The organism is Phenylobacterium sp. (assembly GCF_044371015.1).
In the GTDB taxonomy this organism is placed as follows: Bacteria; Pseudomonadota; Alphaproteobacteria; order Caulobacterales; family Caulobacteraceae; genus Phenylobacterium.
The window spans coordinates 1-20,751 of record NZ_JBILUK010000034.1 but is presented as its reverse complement, the minus strand read 5'-3'; the positions used below and the strand labels follow the sequence as shown (position 1 = coordinate 20,751).

Below are 20,751 nucleotides of genomic sequence, written 5' to 3'. Positions count from 1 at the left end.
TGATGAGGTTTGGTTGACCATGGCCAAAGCGATGGGTTGCGTCGCGCTGGTCAACTTCCTGTTTCTGGGAACGCTGCGCGCTTCGTTGATCCCCTCGCTCATCGCGCCGATCGCCATCCTGTCATCCTTCATCGTGCTGGCGCCGCTGGGGTTCTCGATCAACCTGCTGACACTCCTGGCCCTGGTGCTGGCCATCGGGCTGGTCGTCGATGACGCCATCGTGGTGGTGGAAAACATCCAGCGACGGATCGATGAGGGAGAGCCGCCGATCGTGGCGGCGCAGCGCGGCGCGCGGCAGGTGTTCTTCGCCGTCGTGGCCACCACGGTGGTCCTTCTGGCGGTGTTCGCGCCGCTGATGTTCCTGCCTGGGTTCATCGGTCGTTTGTTTGTCGAGCTTGCGGTGTCTGTCGCCGCCGCCGTGGCGTTTTCGGCTGTGCTCGCCCTTTCGTTGGCGCCGATGCTGGCCTCGAAGTTCTTGAGGCCAGCGAAATCCGAAGGCTGGGTCTCACGAATTGTCGAGGCCGGAATGAGCCGGCTGAAAGCGTCGTATCACGCCTCCTTGGATGCGATGCTGGGCCGCCGAAGCGTGTCGATCACGGTGACGGCGTTGACGGTGCTGATGGCGGTGGCTTCATTCGGCGTGTTCAGCCTGTTGCCTCGCGAGCTGACTCCCGAGGAAGATCGCCGACGCGTGATGGTGATGTTCTCCGGCCCGGAGGGCGCTGGCTTCGACTACACCCTGAAGGCCGCGAGCCAAGTCGAGAAGGTGCTGATCAAGTACCAGCAGGAGGGCACCGTCGAGCGTTATGTCTTCTCGATGCCCCGGTTCGGCAGCAACTCGTTCAATACCGGTGGCGGCAATGTGATGTTGTCGGACGACACCGAGGTCACGGCGCCGGAACTTGCGGCGAGGCTGAACCGGGAGCTGTCCAGTGTGACCGGCGTCCGCACCATCGTGGCGGCGGAAGGCGGTCTGCAGCGCGGCGGCCCAGGATCGGGCGGCGGCGGGGGCGCCAGCCTGCAGTTGATCGCCACCGGGGCGGAGTATGCCGATATCGCCAGATGGATCCAGCCGCTGATGGCGGCGGCAGGCGAGAATCCGGGTCTGGCGCGTCCGCGGCTAGACTATGAACCCACCAGCCCGCGCGTGGTGGTGAACATAGACCGGGAGAAGGCGGCCTCGCTTGGGGTCTCGGCGCAATCCGTCGGTCGTGCGTTGGAGACCATGTTCGGCTCGCGGCGGGCGACCACCTATATCAAGAACGGTCAGGAATACGACGTCCTGCTGCAGACGGATCGCGACCGGCGCCAGACCGAAGCCGACCTGGAGCGGCTCTATGTTCGCACGACCTCGGGCGAGACCGTGCCGCTGCTCAGCGTGGTGACGACCCAGATTCGCGGCGACACGCCGGATCGTTCCCGGCTGGACAGGCAACGGTCGATCACGCTCTCGGCGCAGCTGAACCCCGGATATTCCATGGGCGAGGCCATAAACTTCTTCCGCGCAGAGGCGGCCAAGCAGCCCGGCAGCATCCAGGTCAAATGGGGCGGCGGGGCGCGAGACTATCTGGAGGCTTCAGGGTCGGTGGGCCTGGCCTTCGCCATGGCGTTGCTGCTGGTGTTCCTGGTGCTGGCGGCGCAGTTCGAGAGCTGGGTGCACCCCGGCGTGATCATGCTGACGGTGCCGGTGGCGGCGCTCGGCGGGTTGTTCGGGCTGCTGATCGCCGACTCCTCGATCAACACCTACAGCCAGATCGGATTGATCATCCTGGTGGGCATTGCCGCCAAGAACGGCATCCTGATCGTGGAGTTCGCCAATCAGTTGCGCGACGAGGGCCTTTCCATCCGTGAAGCGGTCATCGAGAGTTCCTCGCTGCGTCTGCGGCCGATCATCATGACCTCGATCTCGGCGGCGGCGGGCGCCATTCCGCTGATCCTGGCGGGCGGCGCGGGCGGAGAGTCACGGCAGACGATCGGGGTGACGATCTTCTTCGGCGCCATCTTCGCCACCCTGGTGACGCTGTTCATCGTGCCGGTGTTCTACAATCTGCTCGCCCGGTTCACGAAGTCGCCCATGGCCGCCACTCGGCGGATCGAGGCGTTCGAGGAAGCCGAGAAGGCGCGCGTCGCCAACGCCGCCGAGTAGGGGCCGACGCCAGGGAGCCTGTGTCAAAAGGGGGTGTCAGGCTCCCTGGGCCCGGCTTGCCGCTCATGGGGTCGCGGCGAATCCGATCAGGGTGTCGGTGGCGCCAGATGCAAGCGTCCGACGCGCCAACGTGGGTCGCGTGTGTCTGCCCGTCAAGGTAGTAATTCTCGGGAAATTTGCGCCTTATGCGCGTAGATTACTTCGCCTTGTGGCCGGTCTCGACCATCAGCCAGCCGATGAGATCGATCCGATCCTTGGAGTCGTTGAGGCCCGCAAAGGTCATCTTGGTGCCCGGCATGAAGGTCTTGGGGTTGGCCAGCCACTGGTAGAGCTGGTTCGCGTCCCAGGTGATGCCAGAGGCCTTCAGAGCGTCGGAGTACTTGTAGTCGGGATTGGCGGCCGCGGCCTTGCCGAAGACGCCGTGCAGATTGGGCCCGGTCATGTTGGCCCCGCCCGGGGCGATGGTGTGGCAGGAGCGGCAGAGCGCGAACTTGGCCTCGCCATTGGCCAGATCGGCGGTGTTGTACGGCGCGGGGTACGAGGCCAGGATCGCCTGCTTCTCGGCATCGCTGAGCGTGGGCGCCTCGGGCGCAGAAGCCGGCGCAGCGGCCGTACCCGAACCGGCGTCCTGCGCCTGGCTGCAGGCGGCGACGCCGAGGGCGGCGAAGGCGGCGAGGACAGGACCGTAACGCATGCGGGACTCCGAGGCTGGTTTGGGGCGCAAGCTACTCATGCGCCGGGCGGACGCAAGGGGCCCGGAGGGGGCGTCGGCGGACGTCGGCGAACCCGGTGCACGGCTGCGTCTAGCGCCTGGAGAAACCGCGAGCGGTCGGCGGCGCCGAAAGGGGGTGGCCCGCGCGTGACCTCGCCCATGGAGCGCAGATGCTCGCCGATGGCGCGCCCGGCTAGGGCCGAGCCGATGGTGTCGACCGTGAACACCCGTCCGTTGGGCGCAATGGCTTCGGCGCCCTTGCGCAGCACGCGCTCGGCCAGCGGAATATCGTGGGTGACGACAATGTCGCCCGCCTCGCAGGTCTCGGCGATCCAGTCATCGGCGGCGTCCGGGCCGGCGTCGACGATATGGCGCGTGATCAGCGGCGAGGCGGGGACCTGCAGGAAGCTGGCGGCGACCACCAGTACGGGCAGCCTGTAGCGATCCGCCACCCGATAGGCCTCGTCCTTCACCGGGCAGGCGTCGGCGTCCAGGAACAGGCGCATCAGTAGACCGTCCGGCTGGCCCCGACCGCCTTAGAGGCCAGGGCGAAACGAGGTTCGATACGAAGCGCGGGGTCGAGGACGTGGTCGGCCACGCGGCGACCGACAGCGGGCCCGTGCTTGAAGCCGTGGCCGGAGCCAGCGCCGACCAGCCAGACGCGGTCATGGCCCGGCGCCCGGTCGATCAGAAAGTCGCCGTTGGCGCTGTTTTCGTACTGGCAGACCCGCGCGTGGATAAGCGGCGCCTGGGCGAGGTCGGGGAAACGCTCCGCGAGGTAGGCGCGGGCGCGGGCGACGCCCTCGGCGCTGACCTGGCGGGACTGGGTGTCGGGGTCGACCGCCGGGCCGTGGGTGTCGAAGGCCAGCTTGAAGCCCTGTCCCTCCAGGTCGGGCAGACCATAGACGATCTCGCCGTGATTGAAGTCGGCCCAGACCGGCAGGGCGGGCGCGGCGAAGCGGCGATCCCCCGGTGGAGCGCCGAAGTGGTAGACCTCCTGGCGGGTCGGCGTGATGCGACCGCCCAGCGCCTCGGGGAACAGCTTGGGCAACCAGGGGCCGCAGGCATAGACGAGGTTGGCGGCGCGCAGGCCCTCGGCGATGCGGTAGCCGCCGCCCGGATCGCGCCTGGGCGCCCCGGCGGACAGGATTCGCACGTCAAGCCCGGCGTCGCGGGCCACGGCCTGGACGCTCCGGCCGGCGATCAACGCGCCGCTCTCGGTCTCGAGGAATCCCGCCTCGCCGGAGCGAAAGCGGATCTGCGGCCAGGCGGCGGCGAGGGCCGCGGCGTCGGCCTGGCGGGTGTGGCGAATACGGCGAGCCTCAAGCCAGGCCAGGCTCTTGGCCATGTAGCTGTCGTCGGCCGGGGAGAACCAAAGCACGCCGGTGCGGTGCAGAATCGGCGTTCCCTGGCGGCGCGAGAGCGCATCCCACTCCGGCAAAGAGGCCTCGGCCATCGCCGAATAGAGCGGATCGCCGCCATAGCTCACCCGGATAACGCGGCTCTCACCGCCGGAAGAGGCCCGCGCGTGGCCGATCCCATAGGCGTCGACGAGCACCACGCGGTGGCCCGCACGCTTGAGCGCTGCGGCGGTCCAGACCCCGAAGACGCCGGCCCCGATGATTGCGGTATCGAAGATCGCGGGCGTGGCCGCGAGGACGGACGGCGCGGCGGCGCTTGCGGCGGCGGCGACCAGGGTTCGGCGACGGGTCAGAGGCATCAAGCTCTCAGGCGATCAAAGAGCCACATCATGCGCTGGAGTCGTATCGTGCGGAAGCAACCGGTTGCAGAGACTGCGCAAGGCTGGTTGCGGTCTGACCCCCGGGGCGTCTATGGAGCGGCCGACGCCGGATTAGCTCAGCTGGTAGAGCAGCGGTTTTGTAAACCGAAGGTCACGGGTTCGAGTCCTGTATCCGGCACCATCACCCTGTTCGCGCATGGACGCGGAAGGGTGGAAATAAGACGGAAAATCAGCTATATAAGGGGTTAGGCGCTTCGCCGATGTGCGCCCCTGTTCGCGGTTGATCGCGAGATTTTGGGGGTCACTTTTGGGGGCGCCGGCCGACCTTCTGCTGGAGTGACCCCCAAATGGCGCTTTCCGATGCCGCGATCCGGTCCGCGAAACCCCGGCCGAAGGCCTACAAACTTTATGACACCGACGGTCTTTTCGTGATCGTCCGGCCGTCGGGCGGCAAACTCTGGCGGCTGAAGTATCGGCACCTGGGCAAGGAGCAGCAGCTCTCCCTGGGCGTGTTCCCGGCGGTTGGGCTGAAGGAAGCCCGGCGCAAGCGCGACGATGCACGTACTCTGATCGACCGGGGCCAGAGCCCTGCGCTCGAAAAGAAGCGCGAGGCGGCGGCGCGGCTGGTCAGCGCGGCCAACACCTTCAAGGCGGTTGCCGAGGAGTACATCGCCAAGCGCGAGCGGGAGGGGCTAAAGGCGGTCACCGTGGCCAAGGCGAAGTGGCTCCTCTCGCTGCTGGGGCCTGGCCTCGGATCGCGACCCATCGCAGAGATCGAGCCGTTCGAACTGCTGGCCGTGCTGCGCAAGGTGGAAACCTCGGGCCGGCATGAGACGGCCAAGCGGCTGCACGCACTGGCGGGCCGTGTGTTCCGGTTCGCCGTGGCGACCACGCGGGCGCGGCGCGACATCTCGGCCGATCTGCGAGGCGCGCTGTTGTCGCCCAAGGTGAAGCATCACGCGGCGATTATCGATCCCAAGGGCGTCGGCGCCCTGCTGCGGGCCATCGACGGCTTCGACGGCCAACCGACCACGCGCTGGGCGCTTCAGATCGCGCCGCACGTGTTCGTGCGCCCCGGCGAACTGCGACGGCCGAATGGGCCGAGATCGACCTGGAGGCGGCTGTCTGGCGCATCCCGGCGCACCGCATGAAGATGCAGCGCGAGCACGTCGTGCCGCTTTCGACGCAGGTGGTGGCCCTTTTCAAGGAAGTCGGCGAACTTACCGGCGGCGGGCGGTTCGTGTTTCCATCGGTGCGCACCAAGCTGCGGCCGATGTCGGAGAACACGCTGAACGCGGCCCTGCGGCGGATGGGCTATTCCAACGACGACATGACCTCGCACGGCTTCCGCTCGACGGCGAGCACGCTGCTGAACGAGTCGGGCAAGTGGAGCGTGGACGCCATCGAGCGCGCCCTGGCGCACGGCGACGCCGACACGGTGCGAGCGGCCTATCACCGGGGCGCGCATTGGCAGGAGCGCGTGCTGATGGCCCAATGGTGGAGCGACTACCTGGACCGGCTGCGCGTCGGCGGGCAGGTGATCCCGCTGGATCGGGCGGGCTAAACCGCCAAGGCCGTGCCGACAGCGGACCCTCGGGACGTCCGTAATGGGGGAAAATGGACGTCCGCCTTTTGCGGGTTGATCGTCGCAGTCTGACTCGTTGCCGACCTTCGTCGCGTCCGCTTGCGGGCTTGGAGCTAAGGACCGCTGCCGACCCTAAGCGGACGTTCCGGAGGTCCGATTTCAGGTGTTCAGCGTCCGGACGATCGCGTCCGGATCGGTGGCGCGGGCCCGGCTCCAGATCACATTTGCGGAACCATCCATCAAAGACAGGTGCGTGGATTTGTCGGAAACATCCATCCCGACGTAGACTTCAACCATGGCCCTTCCTCCTTCTTGAAGCGCAACGATCACCTCGCTCCGACTTCGTAATCCAAGGCTTCGAGGGGCCCACCTCAGTTACCGGATGTCCCGCCTTTGAATTACCCTCATTGCCCAAAACGAGGGTTATGGGGCGTCGGAATTCGCCTCTCAGGGGAAGTCGCTTGTGAACTTTTAGCATGGGCGTATTCGTTAACTGATCGGTAAATTTCGACGCTGATTTTATGGGGAGTCGATATGCATAACCGCAAGATTGCTCTCGGTGCCTTTGCCGCAATGTCGCTCGCAGCCGCGAGCAGCGCGCACGCGGCCGCCTTTACCGATGAAGCCGCCTGGCGGGCCGCCGTGGGCAACGTCTATGCACTTGAGACATGGGACACTGGCACCACGCCGGTGTTCAGCGATGTCGGCGCTGTAGCCAATCTTGGCATCCGATTCCTGCCGTTCGATGACGGTACACTACCTACCGTGCAGCCCTATCAGTTCACGGGTGGCGTTCCGCGCTCGGGTCCCAATAACCTGTTGAACGATCGCGACTACAGTCTCCCCGCGCGCGGCCCCATCAATGTCGTCCCGCTCAGCGGAGCTGACTTTCTGTTTGGCCTGGGCATGTGGAACGTTGGTGGCGACGACCAGTTGTCGCTCACCTTCTACGATGGCGGAGGCGCTGTCATCGAGACGGTAACGTCAGCGATCTCATCAGGATTTTTCGGCATCGTGAATAGCTCGGGCGCTGTGCGAGCTCAGGTCAACTTCGTCGAGGGCAATGGCTACGCGCCCACCGACGACTGGCAGACGGCCGCCCGTGGCACGTTCGATCCGGGTCCCGGCATTCCCGAACCCGCGACCTGGGCTATGATGATCATCGGCTTCGGTGCTGCTGGCTCCATGATCCGCCGCCGCAAGGCCGTGGTCGCCTAGACCTCTACGCCTGACAGACACGCGCCGCCGGTCTTCGGATCGGCGGCGTTTCTGCGTCTGGATGGGCGCTGGCGGCGAGCCAGGGACCGCTATCCCCCCATCTGAGACGTTCGGAACGTCTGTTAGCGGGCGTGGTCCCAATGATGCGTAGGATGCCACCGGCTGGGCGGGCGCTGCCAGTCGGAGGTGAGCCATGGCTCAGATCGACCTCTTTCGCATGCCCAAACGTCCCTGGAACTCAGGGCGCATTATTGGGGCAAAGCCCTCGCTCAAGCCCAAGCACATATGGGGAATTCGCCAGCAGTTGAGGACCGCGGGCAAAGTCCGCGACCTGGCCCTCTTCAACTGCGCTCTGGATGCGAAGCTCCGAGGTTGCGACCTCGTCAAACTCAGGGTCAGTGATGTTGCGCCCGGCGGGACAATGCGGGACCGAGCCACGGTCATTCAGCAGAAGACCGGGCGGCCCGTGCCGTTCGAGATCACTGACGCCAGCCGAGAAGCGCTATCAGCGTGGCTGGCGCTGCGGGGAAAGCGTGCGGATGACTGGCTCTTTCCAAGCCGCTCGCGTCCCGGCGAGCATCTCACGACACGTCAGTACGCCAGGCTGGTCGGTGAGTGGGTCGCCATGATCGAGCTGGAGCCCCGCGCCTACGGCACGCACAGCTTGCGACGAACCAAGGTGGCCATGCTGTACAAGAAGACCGGCAATCTGCGCGCCTGCCAGCTTCTCCTTGGCCATCGAAAGCTGGAGAGCACGGTTCGCTACCTCGGCATCGAGGTGGATGACGCCCTTGCCTTGTCGGAGCAGATCGAAATCTGACCGCGCGGGCGTACCGCTTGGTGGGCGACCTAGGTCCGCCAAGCGGACGTTGTGAACGACCGAGATGGGGGGGGGGAGCGGACGTGGCTCCCGGATGGAGGCCGGCATGGAGACGGCCGGCCACCGCGACCGGCAGTGCAGATCTGCCCGGCTGTTTGGTGCGAGCGGTCAATTCGTTACGTCGGCGATAACCAGGTTGATGCAGGTCAATTCGCCATTCGTTCCTAAGGGTTAGAGTGCAGGAAGCGAGTCCCAATACTAGGCGAAGGCGGTCAGAAATGGCACGACTAAAGGGCTGTATCGTTGCCGTGGTGGCCGGGTTCACTATCGCTGCGGCGACGTCAGCAGCGGCGGTGACAACGGTGAATTTTAGCTTCACGGCCGGGTTAACCCCGGTTCAGGGCGTCTTCACGCTCGATTGCCCGCCAGGTTCCGGGCCCTGCACGATCCTAGCGCTGGAAGGGATGTTCGGCTCGACCCCAATCTCGAGGAATCCCGACACAGAACCGCCAATGCCGCCGGAGCCACCCCCGCCACCCGTTGGTCCCCTTGAGCCGGATGATTTGCTCGAAAGACCCAACTACGAACCAACTCCCGGCGGCTTCGACTTCTGGAGCGGCACGGTTCCTTATCATGGGTTCCTGAGGAAGGAGGACGAGACACGCTTCCTCTTGCTGCTCTACGACGACGAACTTCAGGAGCGTTACAGCGAGTATACCGTGACAGATTACAACGCTAACATTCCAGAACCTGCGACCTGGACCATGCTTCTCCTGGGCTTCGCTGGCGTCGGCGCGGCCCTTCGGCGGCCGCGCCCGGTGTCGATGCGGGCCTGATTGCAAGCGTCGACCCGGCGCGAGAAGCGACACGGTAGGTTGTCACGGCAGCAGTCCGAAACCTGCACAGCTTGGGTCCGCACCGGGTCGAGTGTCCCCGGTAACTCACCGCCAACTACCGGACGTTCGAGCTCAAGTCCTGCAAGCGGACCTCATGGACGACCGCGATGGGGGGATTTCGGACGTTTGCGCGGGTGGGGGGCAACTGAACCGACGGGTCAGACGGCGTAAAATCTGGCCGAAATGGCGATCTGTTCAGCCAGCATCGTTCCAGACTTCCAAGCCGCTTCGACCCGGGCGCCGACAAGCCAGTCGCCGCATAGGCCGAGCCGGCGGTCTGCATCCCACACGGCGCCGGAGCCCTCCACGCCAGAGCGCGCATACCGCCATCGATGAGTGCTACGGTTGATCGGCGGCGGTAAGCTCAATCCCAGCTGCGCCGCGAAAGCCGCCGACAGCTCGCCAGCAACCCAGTCGGGGTCCGCCTCGAGATGCCGCCTTGACCAGTCCGGGGTGCCCTGAAGCACCCATGCCTCGGGCCCGGTCCGACCTGGCTTGGAACTGTTCCGCGCCGCCCACCCGAGTACGTCGGCCTCCGTCCCCCGCAGGCAATCTCGCGGCGTCGGCAACGTGTCACCAAACGCCAGCATCACCGTCCAGCATGGCGCCGTGGGATGGGCCAGGGCCAGCGCAGCGAGGTCCCGCCCCACCGGCTCAACAAGCTCTGCCGCCTGTTCGGCGGGCAGCGCCAAGACGACGGCATCCACTACAACCGACGCCCCGGTCTTTGCATCAAGGCGCCAACCCTCCGCAATCGGCGACAATCGGGTCACCTGGACGCCCCACTGCACGCCAAACGGCTTCGCCATTTCGCGGATAGGCTCATTCATCCCAGGAACGCCGACGAAAGCGTTCGTACCCGCTGCTATCCATGGCGCGACACATCCCGCCCGGATCAACTCGTCCACTCTGTGTCGAAAACCAGGGTCATCAACCGTGAAGTACTGAGCCCCGTGATCGAACAACGCCTCGCCTGCGCTGGTCGCCATACGGCGGGTCGACATCCGACCCCCAGGACCGCGGCCCTTGTCGAGCAATGTGATCGACCGCCCTTCACCTGCCAGTCCCTCGGCGCAAGCCAGGCCGGCCATTCCAGCTCCTACGATCGCGATATGCATGTTTGCCTGCCCGTGAACCGCGCCGAGAGCGGCCTGAGAGAGAGTGATGATCTGCAACCGAAGAGACCGCGGCGCGGAATCGGCGCTGGTCCCCTACTATTCGAGCCCGTCGAGAAACGCCTCAGCCTCAGCGACGATCGCGCCCTGCCGCTCCGACGTCCACCCCGCGATCGTGCGGTAGGGCATTGCAAGCCTTGGGTTGTTTGAGAGGTGGTCTTTCTGTCGGATCAAGAACGCCCAGTAGAGGTAGTTGAAGGGACATGCGTTCTGGCCCGTCTTCTGCTTGACGTCGTAGGCGCAGCCCGAACAGAAGTCAGACATCCGATCGATGTAGGCGCCTGATGCAGCGTAGGGCTTGGAGGCCATTTGGCCCCCATCCGCAAATACAGCCATTCCAAGTGTGTTCGGCATCTCAACCCACTCGACGGCGTCGGCGTAGACCGCCAGATACCAGCGCTCGACCTCGCGTGGCGCGACGCCTGCCAACAGGGCGAAATTGCCAGTCACCATCAGGCGTTGAATGTGGTGCGAGTAGGCATAGCGCGCAGTGTCGCTGACAGCCTCGCGCAGGCACCTCATGGCCGTTTTCCCCGTCCAATAGAAGGCTGGAAGCCTTCGCGTCGCCTGGAGGGCGTTTCGGTCAGCGTACTCGGGCATCAAGTTCCAGTAGACGCCCCGCACGTACTCTCGCCAGCCCAGGACCTGCCGCACAAATCCTTCAACCGCGTTCAACGGGGCTGCTCCAGAACGCCAAGCGCGCTCGGCGGCCTGGCAGACTTCCCGGGGCGAGAGCAGGCCAAGGTTCAGGGCCGGGGCAAGGAGCGAGTGGAACAGGAATGGCCCGCCTGCCCTCATGGCGTCCTGGTAGTCGCCGAAACGCGGCAGACCGACGTCGATGAAGTCGCTCAAAGCGCGCACCGCATCTTCCCGGCTGACGGGCCAGCCGAAGTCTTCAAGCCCTCCGAAGTGATCGCTGAACCGTTGCTCAACCATCGCCATGACAGCCTGCGTGGTCGTGTCGGGCGGGAACCGGAGCCGGGCGGGGGGCTGGGTCGATTCTGGCAGAGGCTTACGGTTCTCCCCATCGTAGTTCCACGCGCCGCCTGCCGGTTTTTCACCCTCCATCAGGACCTTATGCTCGCGCCGCATGTCGCGATAGAAATGCTCCATACGCCATGCGCGCCGCCCCTGCGCCCAGGCGGCAAACCGCGCCCGGCTTGCATAGAAGCGTTCATCGGTCCGAACTTCGACCGGCAGTCCGGTCAAGGCGGCCCAGCCCTCGACGACTTCCTGGACCCGCCACTCTCCAGGCTCCGTCACCACCACTCCGTCCGGCCTGTGCCGGGCGACGGCGCGGGTCATTTCGGAAGTCAGTTCGCCGGTGTTGCTGGGGTCGTCCAGGGTGACGTAGTCGACCGCGATCCCGGCCTGGCGCAACGTTTCCGCAAAATGGCGCATGGCGGACAACACCAGTACGATCTTCTGCTTGTGGTGCGCGACGTAGGTGTTTTCTTCCATCACCTCCATCATCAGCACGACGTCTCGCTCGGAATCGAGACCGGTGAGCGCCGAGATTCCGAGCGAAAGCTGGTCACCCAGAATGATCCTAAGACGGCTCATTGCCCGCCTTGGTGCGGTTTTGGGCGCGCCGCGGCGGCGCTCCGACAGCGCTCTGAGCAGTACTTTACGCTTGCCCAGTCCCGCGCCCACTTCTTGCGCCAGTTGAACGGGCGGCTGCAGAAGACGCAGGGCTTGGATGGGAGATCTGACTTTGATCGCATCTTGGCCATGGGGCTAAACGCTCACGGCAGCGCAGCGCCTGTCACAAGAGCCACCATTGGCCCCCACATTTGACATCGTTCCATCGACTGGCTAGGCGCTCAAATCGCCATTCTGAGGTGGTCTGCAACGGTGAAGATGTCCTTATCTCCCCGGCCGCAGAGATTCATCATAACGATGCCCCCCTTGCCAACCTCGCGCGCGATCTCGCCGACACGGGCCAGCGCGTGGGCCGGCTCCAGCGCCGGGATGATTCCTTCAAGTTTAGAGCATAGCTGGAACGCTTCGAGCGCCTCCTCGTCAGTTGAGGAAACGTACAGCGCCCGGCCCACATCATGTAGCCAAGCGTGCTCGGGCCCAATGCCCGGATAGTCAAGTCCGGCTGATATGGAATGAGCGTCGCTGATCTGGCCGTCGTTGTCTTGCAGCAGATAGGTCTTGTTGCCGTGGAGTACGCCTGGGCGTCCGCCGCTTAGCGAGGCGGCGTGCCTGTCTGTAGCCAAGCCGTGACCGGCCGCTTCAACCCCGATGAGTCGGACGCCCTCGTCGGCTAGGAAGGGGTAGAACAGGCCGATGGCATTGGACCCGCCGCCGATGCAGGCCACTATGGCGTCCGGCAGGCGACCCTCCATTTCAAGGATCTGCGCCCGCGCCTCAATCCCGATTACGCTCTGAAAATCGCGGACCATGGCTGGATAGGGGTGTGGGCCGGCCGCCGTTCCGATGATGTAATAGGTGTCGTTGACGTTGGTGACCCAGTCGCGCAGCGCCTCGTTCATGGCATCCTTGAGTGTTCCCGTACCCGACGTCACCGCCCGGATTTCGGCACCGAGCAGTTTTATGCGGAATACGTTGGGCTTTTGACGTTCTACGTCGAGCGTTCCCATGTAGACCACGCAGGGCAGGCCGAACCGCGCACAAACTGTGGCGCTGGCCACCCCGTGCTGACCAGCGCCTGTTTCGGCGATTATCCGGGTTTTGCCCATGCGGCGCGCCAGCAGGATTTGGCCCATACAGTTGTTGATCTTGTGCGCGCCGGTATGATTGAGCTCGTCGCGCTTGAAGTAGACCTTCGCCCCGCCGAAGTGCTGGGTAAGGCGCTCGGCGAAATAGAGCGGGCTGGGGCGGCCCACATAGTGCTTCAAGAACCCGTCGAGCTCGGCCTTAAAGGTTGGATCGGCCTTGGCGGTGCGGTATGCAGCGTCCAGTTCGTGAACGAGCGGCATAAGTGTCTCGGGCACATATCGGCCACCGAAATCGCCGAACCGGCCGTCCGCATCGGGATAGGCTGCGTAGTCGTTGAGTTTTAGCCGCTCGTTCACAAGAAACTCCTCAGTACTCGTCGGCTGCGGCTTGGCAGGTAGTTGCAGCCTACAGGTCGTACTGGCGTGTGCGGATCGATAGGCAGCATGGTGCGGGAGATCCCCTCGCGCCTAGTCTCGGCTTATTAGGTACTTTCCTTCCGGTAGGCTGCGCACCTAGCCAGATCTTCAGCCACTACAGGGTACTTCTGAGCCAGCATATGGAGTTGGGCCTTGAGGGCACCCAGTTGATAGGCATCACGGCCACACCTGCCATAGCAAAAGCGGTCGATGCTGTGGGGGCTGGACTCGGCTGCAATGCCTTCCAGGTAGGCCGTGACGGTAGGATGCTCCTCAACGAGGTTCATAGCTGTTCCTTTAGAGTTCGTCGTGGTTCCCATCCCGAGGAGATCGACCCGGATGAAGACTTTGCGCGTAGGCGCATGGTCATCTCTTCCTTGACCTCTGAGCCAGACCCCACCGCACGATCGCCTGGAGCGCCGGGCGCAGTTTGAGGAACCCGAGATAGGCGCGCTCGAGCAGCCACAAAACTGGCGGTGGCGAAGCCAGGGCGGCGAGCGGGCGCAGGCGCGGAAGCACCCGCCACATCGCCACGAATGCCGCGGCCCCGGAGACCATGCGCCCGTCGCGCGGTTGGGCATGGAGCCGAGCGAGCCGCGCTGCACGGTCCGTCGGACATCCGCCTGAGAGGCTTAGATCTACAAACTCGATGGCCTCAGCGCGATCGAGGCGGCGCATCAAGCCGATCTCCGCCGTGCATATCGGACAGTCGCCATCATACCAGACGGTTAGGCTACGCCGGTCACCGGCGGTGATCGCGGGTCCTGTCATCATGCCACCACCGAACTGGCGAGCTTGAGGTTTCGGCGCGCGCAAACCTTGCTGCGGCCGCACGAGCGGCCTCCCGTCGCCAACACGATCCTGACCAAGCCCATAACGACCTCCAAAACTTTGTCCTGGACAAATACGCCGATTAGGCTGAATGTCGAGCCATGAAAGTCGATTTGTCCATGACAGACGTGGAAGTCCTCGAGACGTCGCCCGCCATGACCATTGGGTCCGTGGAGCGCGATTGCGGATTGCCCAAGGAAACCCTGCGTGTTTGGGAGCGCCGCTACGGCTTCCCGAACCCCCTGCGGGACCGCAATGACGAACGTCTCTATCCGGCCGAGCAGGTCGCAACGCTTCGCCTGCTACGCCGGCTTGTGATCGCCGGCCACCGCCCAGGTCAGGTGGTAGGGCTTCCTGACGAGGAACTCTTGGTGCTCCTTGCAGCTTCGGAAGCCTCGGTCGCCCAGACGCGGGACCCTGAGGTCGAGCTGGTCCTCAACTTGCTCCGGGCCCATGACGCGGTCGGGCTGCGCGACGGCCTGAGCGCAATGCTCCTGGGAGCCGGCCTCGGGACGTTTGCATCCGTCACCGGCCCTAAGCTGGTGGCAGCGATTGGTCACGCTTGGTCGCGCGGCGAACTGGAAATCCACCAGGAGCACTTTTTCACCGAGCAGTTCACAACCGTCCTGCGCAGCGCCATCAACGCGACGCAGGTTGCGGGTCTGCCTCGCGCGGACCCGCGCGTGCTCTTCGGGACGTTTCCGCAAGAGCCGCATGCCTTGGGTCTGATTATGGCGGAAGCGATGTTCGCGCTCGAAGGGTGCCTTGTCATATCCCTGGGCGTGCAGACCCCGATCCGCGAAATCGCCGCAGCCGCCCGGGCGCACAAGGCGCATATCCTGGCGCTTTCGTTCTCATCGATTATCCCGGCGGCCCAGGCGACATCCGGGCTCGTCGAGCTCCGCGCGCTGCTGCCCGAACAGGTCGAAATTTGGGCCGGCGGCGCCTGCGCGGGGCTGCGGCCAATGCCAGGTTTTCAGGTGCTGAATGGGCTGTCCGACATCAACCCTGCCGTTTCGGACTGGCGGGCGCGGAAACACCGTTCAGGCAAGATTTAATGAAAAACAAACAATAAATTCTCTCGCATAATAATATCTAAACCAACAACTATATTAAAAGGAAAATTTTGATGAGAAATTTTGTAGTCTTTTGCTGGAATTACGTTTTCAATCATGAAGTAAACCCGCTTCGTCACATCCCTGATGTCGCCGTGCGTCATATGATACTGCAGGTTCTAGGGTGGATGTGGGCGACCTCGTTTTCGATAGCTATCGGTAGCTACACGTTCCTCGCCGTGAGTCTCGCCGGACATATAGTCTTGATTGCCGCGGCCGCGATAACTGTAGCAACTTATGCGGTTGCTGAGAGAAATCCTGCCGCGTTTGCGTTCGCTTCGGGAAGACGCCTCGACGGTGAACACGACTAACAACTACTTTGGTCGACGTGTCAGATTCCGACAGTTTGGCAGAGCGGGGCCCGAATTGCGCGCTCTGCTCTGCGGCCTTAGAGGCGAGCGCCCGCCTCTGGCCCCTGGTTCCGGCAGGGGGTCGGCGATTGGTTACAGCGGCCACCTGAAACCGGACCTTCGGAACGACCGCTTCGGGACGCTTCGCGGCGGGACGCGGCCAATTTTGTATAGTGTCCCCGGATATCGTTCCCCCGGATATCGTTCCCAGCAGGGTCCATCCCTGTCGAGGCTGACCCGCATCTCGGGCATGGTGGCCGCTCCGGTGGACCGTCGCTGCGTCGCGCCTCTGCCCACAAGCCTCTGGAGCCCCCGATGACTGTGTTGAAACTGGTCGGCCTGATCGTCGGCGTGATCAGCTCCGCGTTGACCCCGGGACTAGCCCGGGCGGCGACGGAACAGCCCGCCTACACGGTTCTACAGAGAGTGGGGTCGGTGGAGTTGCGCCGCTACGGCCCCCGCTTGGCCGCTGAGACCACGGTCCGCGGGGATGAAGTCTCGGCGCGCAACAAGGGGTTTCAGGCGATTGCCGGCTACATCTTCGGCGGAAACAAGGGAAAGACCTCTATTGCGATGACCGCCCCTGTCGCTCAGGCCAAGGCTGAGAAGATCGCCATGACCGCCCCTGTAGCCCAGGCGCCCTCGGCCGACGGCGCCTGGCGGGTGCAGTTCTTCATGCCGGCCAAGTACACACGCGCCACCCTGCCGACGCCGAACAATCCGGAGGTGCGGATCGTCGAGCTGCCAAGTGAGCAGTTCGCGGTTCTGCGGTTCTCGGGCCTCGCGGGCCGGACCTCGGTGGCTGCCCGCACAAAAGAGCTGTCCGATAAGGCCGCCGCCATGGGCTGGAAGGTCACCGGTCCGCCGGTGGTTTGGTTCTACGACCCGCCATGGACCCTACCGCCGATGCGCCGTAACGAGGTCGCGTTTCCGGTTGCGGCGAAATAGCGCCACGCCGAGGCTGGCCTCGCGGTGCTGCCGCAACGCGATTTGTCTTTAGAGAGAAGGCGAGGGGCCTAGAAAGGGTAAGGTTGGGGGCATTCAGCCAGACTGGATCCAGGGTTCGACGGTCTTGTGAATGTCGACGCGGGCCTTGAGACGCGCGGCCAGCAGGGCGGTGCCGCTGATCTTGCGCTGGACGAACAGGATGTCCGTCGGCGGTAAGTGCCAGGCGGCGGAATCGCCTGCGATCTCCGCGCCCCGACCGCGCAGGGCGTCCACGAAGCGGCGATCCCCGAAGTCGAACAGCCCGGGGCGGCTGAGCTCGCCCTGAATCACATCAATGATCTGGTCCACGGCCGCGGCGTGGCGCGCAACGACGGCCGGGCCCAGGAAACCGGCCGCCAGGGCCGCGTCCCGCACCGCAGCCCGGTCGCCCGAGAGACTGGCGCGCAGCAGATTGCGGTAGCCTGCCGCCGTTTCCGGCGCGACGGATCGCGTGGCGCCGAAGTCCAGCAGGACGAGCCGCCCGGTGCGGGGCTGAATGCGGTAATTGCCGAAGTTGGGATCGGTCTGCATCACGCCGAATTCGAACAGCTCGCGCAGGACCACCTTGATCAGGGTCTGCATCGCCGCGTTCCGGGCGTCCTGGGTCGCGGTTTCCAGAGATTCGATGGGCCGCCCTTCCAGGAACGTCATGGCCAGGACGCCGGACGTCGTGAGATCAGGGTCCAGGGTCGGAACGATCACCTCGGGCATGTCGGCGAGCAAATGGCCGAGGCGCGCCATCTGCCGGCCCTCACGCTCATAGTCGGCTTCCTCGGCTAGCTGGCGCTTGGCCTCGCCGCGTAGCGGCCCGATCTCGAACCCCTTTGGCAGGACGCCTGACATCCGCAACAGGGTGGCGACGTTGTCGACATCGGCGTCGATGCTCTCGCGGACGCCGGGGTACTGCACCTTGATGGCCAGTTCCCGTCCGTCCCAGGTGATCGCCCGATGCACCTGGCCGATGGAGGCGGCGGCGATGGGGCGATGATCGAAGTGCGGGACCCGCGTGCGCCAGTCCGGTCCCCATTCCCGGGCCAGAACCTGTTTCAGTTGCGCTGCCGGCATATGCTGGGCGCTATCGCGCAGCCGCGCCATGATGGCCGAGAGTTCGGCGGGGAGCAGATCGCCGGCGTCCATCGAGATCATCTGGCCCAGCTTCATCGCCGCGCCGCGCAAGTGCGACAAGCGCTCGGCGACCTTACCGACATTGCCCGGGGTCAGCAGCATGTCGCGCAACTGAGGCCGCTCGCCGGCGGCCAGCCGACGCCCGCCCTCGGCGATCATGCCGCCGGCGACGGATCCGGCCAGGCGCCCGAACTGGCCCAGCCGCGACAGCCGGCCCCGCGGGACCTGGCGACCGCGCGGATCGTTGGCGTCCTTGCTCACGGCGTCACCATCCCAGATTGCCCGGAACGGCCCTGCCCGACATCCGAGCCAATATCCGGGGACACGATACACAAATCACCCAACCCCCGCACCAGCACACGCCTTCCGCCCCGGCTTCTGGCGGGCCGGCACGCGGGCCAGGCGCCGCTCCAGGTCGGCCACGAAGTCCGGCAGGCCCAGCGGTCGCCCCGCTGGGCTACATGATGCGCCACCCCCTCCGCCGCCACGCGCGACAGTCTCGCCATGCAGACAGGCTGGCACGCGGCGGAAGGCGGGTCACTTAAGTATAGTGTCCCCGGATACACGCGCTCAGAGTGTCCACCATCGGGCGGCGCATCGCTTCGGCTTGCACGTCGCGTGTGTTACCTGCAAGGGCGCAAGCGCCCAAGCCGAGACGAGCAGATCAGGAGTAGCCCGTGAAACGTCTGATAGTCGCCCTCGTCGCGCCATCGGCGCTGTTCCTGGCGGCCGGCGCCCTGGCCCAGGCGCCTGGCAAGGCCGTCGTTCTCGCCAGCGACATTCCCGTGGCCCACACGCCGCCCGGCTTCTGGAAGACCTTTCCGGCGCCGGTCCTGGCGCGGTGTACCGAGCCCCTGGCGCCGGGGGCGCCCGATCTGCGGGGCGTCTGGACGGGCGACAATGGGGGCAAGACCCACATCGAGCGCATCCAGCAGTGCGGCGACCGGGTGGTTATCGACGGAGGCGGCGTCACTCACGATATGAGGGCTGACGGGGTCCTCGCCCATGGCGTGGATGATATTGCGGCCGGCACGGCCATGCCGATCAAGGTCGCCGCCGTGTTCGAGAACAACGGGCTGTCGCTGAAACCCTTCGGCGGGCCGACCCGGGTCACGCGGGTTCTGCAGGGCGATGTTCTGGTGTTCACCTACGTCGGCAAGGTCATCCTGCTTCACCGCATCGCCGCCTTGCCGCCGGGGACCTAGATCTGGGGATGGGAGAGTCCGCTCTGGGTCGTTTCTCACCGTTGGGTTCGGGTCGACAAGCGGACGTTGGCATCCGGCGCCGGGAAGCAGCCATTCGAAACGGGCGAGACGAGTCACGACGCGTCATTCCTGACGCCCGCCACCCTCGCCTAAGGCGCATTCTCGGAAGCTGAGCATCCAACTCTGCGATTCACCGCAACAAGGTGGCAAGGCCCATCCGAAGACGCCCAAACCCCTGGTCGAGCTGATCGGCTGATCCACCGAAGCCGACCCTGACGTATCCAGGCGACCCGAAGTATTCGCCGGGCGCCACCAGGACGCCGAAGTCGTCAAGGAGGCGCGCTGTGAGATCGCGGGTCGATCTCGCGCCTGGCACTTCAGGAAACGCCATGCAGCCGTGGAGGGGCACTTCTCCCTTCAGCAGCCCCTCGCCTTGCAGCGCGGACATCCAGCGCGCCGCGACGGGTCGGCCGGCGGCGAGCACGGCGCGCCAATGGGCCTCGTAGGGCTCCGGTGTCTCCAGCACGTGGGCGGCGACCGCGTGGGCGAGTTTGGAGACTCCAAGGTCGCCGTCGGGGACCCCGCGACGGATACGGCTCATCAGCGCCGCATCACCGGCAAGCCAACCGAACTTCAACGCGAACAGGCCGAACACTTTTGTCAGGCTCGAGGCGGTCAGCACATTGCGACCAAGCCTGGCGGCCGGTCGCTGCGGCGTGGGACCGACAAAGTCGGCGTAGACCTCATCGACCATCAGAACGGCCCCGACGCCGTCGCACACCTTGGCCAGTCGGGAGACCTCGTCCGGCGGCAACCACGCGCCGCTGGGATTGTGCAGGTTGGTGATCATGACGGCGCGGGTGCGCGGGGTCAGGCGTTTCGCCAGGTCTTCCGGGTCTATCCAATGGTTTGGCGCGGGCCGCGGCAGCGGATCGACCCGCGCGCCGGCCTCAGTCGCAAGCCGGGCGAGCAGGTCGAAACCTGGCCGCTCCACCAGCACATGGTCGCCAAGGGTGACGAGCGCTTTCAGCGCAAGGGTGAGCGCCGAGGTGGCGCCCGTGGTCGTCAGGATCTGCTCTGGCTCTAGCCCGTATCGCCGCGCTAGTGCAGCCACTGCAAAGCGGTTGCCGTCGGCGAACACGCTGACAAAGCGCGAAGGCGCCTCGCCAGCGAACGCCTCATGCACGGTGGACATCAGCGCTTCCGTCGGCTCAGCGATCGTGCTCTCGAACAGCAGACTGACATCGGGTCGCGATGCCCGCAGGCGCATGGCCCCTCGCACCCACTCGGCATAGGTGGACGCTGCGAACAGCCCTTCCGTCGCTCGCAGCGGCGCGCCGATGGTCTGAAGGGGTGGCAAGGCTCTCAAGGTCCCCACGCCGCGCGAAGGGCCGCGACCCTTCACAGCTTAGCCACGGGCGGCGGAGTTTCTTTGCAAATTCATCCCTGTCGACCGGAAGAAGACCGGAGACTATTCGCGTCTCAGCGGCCCTGCGCATAACTCTTGCCGTCGGTCACTCGGGGTTGTCGACAACGAAAGGACTATCCCCCGGACCCGCGCTAGCATGACTTAGAGCCTGGGGGTTGGGATGATCACGCGGCGGACTTGGATCGGATTGGCAGGGCTGCTCGTGTTTGCGGGCGCGCCGCCGGCCTGGAGCGAGACGCCGTCGCCGCGCGTGTCGATGACCCGTCACCAGGGGACGTTCGGCGGCCAGTCTCTGCGGTACACGGCGACCGT

Annotated in this window: 20 protein-coding genes and 1 tRNA gene; 10 read left to right on the top strand and 11 right to left on the bottom strand. The window is 65.2% G+C overall.

All coding sequences use genetic code 11. The features are described 5' to 3' along the window. Positions 1 to 2,146 (top strand): efflux RND transporter permease subunit (locus tag ACIQ3R_RS04995; RefSeq protein WP_397415787.1); only part of this gene is annotated, 2,146 nt, incomplete at its 5' end. A 196-nt stretch (positions 2,147 to 2,342) separates the two neighbouring features. On the opposite strand, the gene ACIQ3R_RS04990 is transcribed toward ACIQ3R_RS04995, so the two are convergent. The 3 genes from ACIQ3R_RS04990 to ACIQ3R_RS04980 are packed head-to-tail and all read right to left on the bottom strand — an operon-like array spanning position 2,343 to position 4,578. Further along, on the bottom strand, positions 2,343 to 2,840 hold the full coding sequence (locus ACIQ3R_RS04990) for a c-type cytochrome (protein WP_397415785.1): 498 nt from the start codon (positions 2,838 to 2,840) through the stop codon (positions 2,343 to 2,345). A 35-nt stretch (positions 2,841 to 2,875) separates the two neighbouring features. Then, on the bottom strand, positions 2,876 to 3,364 hold the full coding sequence (locus tag ACIQ3R_RS04985) for a YaiI/YqxD family protein (protein WP_397415783.1): 489 nt from the start codon (positions 3,362 to 3,364) through the stop codon (positions 2,876 to 2,878). Next, a complete protein-coding gene (locus ACIQ3R_RS04980; protein WP_397415781.1) occupies positions 3,364 to 4,578 on the bottom strand; it encodes an FAD-dependent oxidoreductase in 1,215 nt (404 codons plus the stop codon). The genes ACIQ3R_RS04985 and ACIQ3R_RS04980 overlap by 1 nt, the downstream gene beginning before the upstream one ends. Before the next feature lie 126 nt (positions 4,579 to 4,704). On the opposite strand from ACIQ3R_RS04980, the gene ACIQ3R_RS04975 reads away from it, so the two are divergent. From ACIQ3R_RS04975 to ACIQ3R_RS04965, 3 genes are all read left to right on the top strand, one after another. After that, positions 4,705 to 4,780, top strand: a tRNA-Thr gene (locus ACIQ3R_RS04975). Between the two features lie 166 nt (positions 4,781 to 4,946). After that, complete coding sequence (locus ACIQ3R_RS04970) at positions 4,947 to 5,750, top strand: tyrosine-type recombinase/integrase (RefSeq protein ID WP_397415779.1); 804 nt, start codon at positions 4,947 to 4,949, stop codon at positions 5,748 to 5,750. Beyond that, positions 5,747 to 6,163 (top strand): tyrosine-type recombinase/integrase, encoded by a 417-nt coding sequence (locus tag ACIQ3R_RS04965; RefSeq protein WP_397415777.1) that lies wholly within the window; start codon positions 5,747 to 5,749, stop codon positions 6,161 to 6,163. The genes ACIQ3R_RS04970 and ACIQ3R_RS04965 overlap by 4 nt, the downstream gene beginning before the upstream one ends. A 180-nt stretch (positions 6,164 to 6,343) precedes the next feature. Here the strand turns inward: ACIQ3R_RS04965 and ACIQ3R_RS04960 are convergent, their stop codons facing one another. After that, positions 6,344 to 6,481 carry a hypothetical protein gene (locus tag ACIQ3R_RS04960; protein WP_397415774.1) on the bottom strand — a complete coding sequence of 46 codons (138 nt, stop codon included), beginning with the start codon at positions 6,479 to 6,481 and terminating at the stop codon, positions 6,344 to 6,346. 237 nt (positions 6,482 to 6,718) lie between these two features. Between ACIQ3R_RS04960 and ACIQ3R_RS04955 the strand changes: the two genes are divergently transcribed. From ACIQ3R_RS04955 to ACIQ3R_RS04945, 3 genes are all read left to right on the top strand, one after another. Further along, the gene (locus ACIQ3R_RS04955; protein ID WP_397415772.1) at positions 6,719 to 7,402 is read left to right on the top strand and encodes a PEPxxWA-CTERM sorting domain-containing protein; all 684 of its coding nucleotides are present in this window, start codon (positions 6,719 to 6,721) and stop codon (positions 7,400 to 7,402) included. Positions 7,403 to 7,595: 193 nt separating this feature from the next. Further along, complete coding sequence (locus tag ACIQ3R_RS04950; protein WP_397415770.1) at positions 7,596 to 8,222, top strand: tyrosine-type recombinase/integrase; 627 nt, start codon at positions 7,596 to 7,598, stop codon at positions 8,220 to 8,222. A 278-nt stretch (positions 8,223 to 8,500) separates the two neighbouring features. Next, positions 8,501 to 9,058, top strand: coding sequence for a PEPxxWA-CTERM sorting domain-containing protein (locus ACIQ3R_RS04945; protein ID WP_397415768.1), 558 nt, complete (start codon positions 8,501 to 8,503; stop codon positions 9,056 to 9,058). Positions 9,059 to 9,276: 218 nt separating this feature from the next. On the opposite strand, the gene ACIQ3R_RS04940 is transcribed toward ACIQ3R_RS04945, so the two are convergent. From ACIQ3R_RS04940 to ACIQ3R_RS04920, 5 genes are all read right to left on the bottom strand, one after another. Continuing rightward, a complete protein-coding gene (locus ACIQ3R_RS04940) occupies positions 9,277 to 10,236 on the bottom strand; it encodes an NAD(P)/FAD-dependent oxidoreductase (RefSeq protein ID WP_397415766.1) in 960 nt (319 codons plus the stop codon). A 96-nt stretch (positions 10,237 to 10,332) separates the two neighbouring features. Continuing rightward, entirely contained in the window at positions 10,333 to 11,856 is a 1,524-nt protein-coding gene (locus ACIQ3R_RS04935) for a cryptochrome/photolyase family protein (protein WP_397415793.1), read from the bottom strand. Continuing rightward, positions 11,853 to 12,017, bottom strand: a complete 165-nt coding sequence (locus tag ACIQ3R_RS04930; protein ID WP_397415791.1) for a DUF2256 domain-containing protein — start codon at positions 12,015 to 12,017, stop codon at positions 11,853 to 11,855. Before ACIQ3R_RS04930 ends, ACIQ3R_RS04935 begins: the two co-directional genes overlap by 4 nt. A gap of 99 nt (positions 12,018 to 12,116) precedes the next feature. Then, positions 12,117 to 13,337 (bottom strand): tryptophan synthase subunit beta, encoded by a 1,221-nt coding sequence (gene trpB / locus ACIQ3R_RS04925; protein ID WP_397415764.1) that lies wholly within the window; start codon positions 13,335 to 13,337, stop codon positions 12,117 to 12,119. 426 nt (positions 13,338 to 13,763) lie between these two features. Beyond that, positions 13,764 to 14,168, bottom strand: a complete 405-nt coding sequence (locus tag ACIQ3R_RS04920) for a thiol-disulfide oxidoreductase DCC family protein (protein ID WP_397415789.1) — start codon at positions 14,166 to 14,168, stop codon at positions 13,764 to 13,766. A gap of 161 nt (positions 14,169 to 14,329) precedes the next feature. Between ACIQ3R_RS04920 and ACIQ3R_RS04915 the strand changes: the two genes are divergently transcribed. Together ACIQ3R_RS04915 and ACIQ3R_RS04910 are read left to right on the top strand one after the other, a co-directional pair. Further along, positions 14,330 to 15,286 (top strand): MerR family transcriptional regulator, encoded by a 957-nt coding sequence (locus tag ACIQ3R_RS04915; protein ID WP_397415762.1) that lies wholly within the window; start codon positions 14,330 to 14,332, stop codon positions 15,284 to 15,286. A gap of 722 nt (positions 15,287 to 16,008) precedes the next feature. Continuing rightward, positions 16,009 to 16,641: an SOUL family heme-binding protein gene (locus ACIQ3R_RS04910; protein WP_397415759.1), complete on the top strand. Its 633-nt coding sequence runs from the start codon at positions 16,009 to 16,011 to the stop codon at positions 16,639 to 16,641. Between the two features lie 93 nt (positions 16,642 to 16,734). On the opposite strand, the gene ACIQ3R_RS04905 is transcribed toward ACIQ3R_RS04910, so the two are convergent. After that, positions 16,735 to 18,066 carry an ABC1 kinase family protein gene (locus ACIQ3R_RS04905; protein WP_397415757.1) on the bottom strand — a complete coding sequence of 444 codons (1,332 nt, stop codon included), beginning with the start codon at positions 18,064 to 18,066 and terminating at the stop codon, positions 16,735 to 16,737. A gap of 416 nt (positions 18,067 to 18,482) precedes the next feature. On the opposite strand from ACIQ3R_RS04905, the gene ACIQ3R_RS04900 reads away from it, so the two are divergent. Further along, positions 18,483 to 19,010: a hypothetical protein gene (locus ACIQ3R_RS04900; protein ID WP_397415754.1), complete on the top strand. Its 528-nt coding sequence runs from the start codon at positions 18,483 to 18,485 to the stop codon at positions 19,008 to 19,010. A 190-nt stretch (positions 19,011 to 19,200) separates the two neighbouring features. On the opposite strand, the gene ACIQ3R_RS04895 is transcribed toward ACIQ3R_RS04900, so the two are convergent. Further along, positions 19,201 to 20,370: a pyridoxal phosphate-dependent aminotransferase gene (locus ACIQ3R_RS04895; protein ID WP_397415752.1), complete on the bottom strand. Its 1,170-nt coding sequence runs from the start codon at positions 20,368 to 20,370 to the stop codon at positions 19,201 to 19,203. Positions 20,371 to 20,751: the final 381 nt, after the last annotated feature.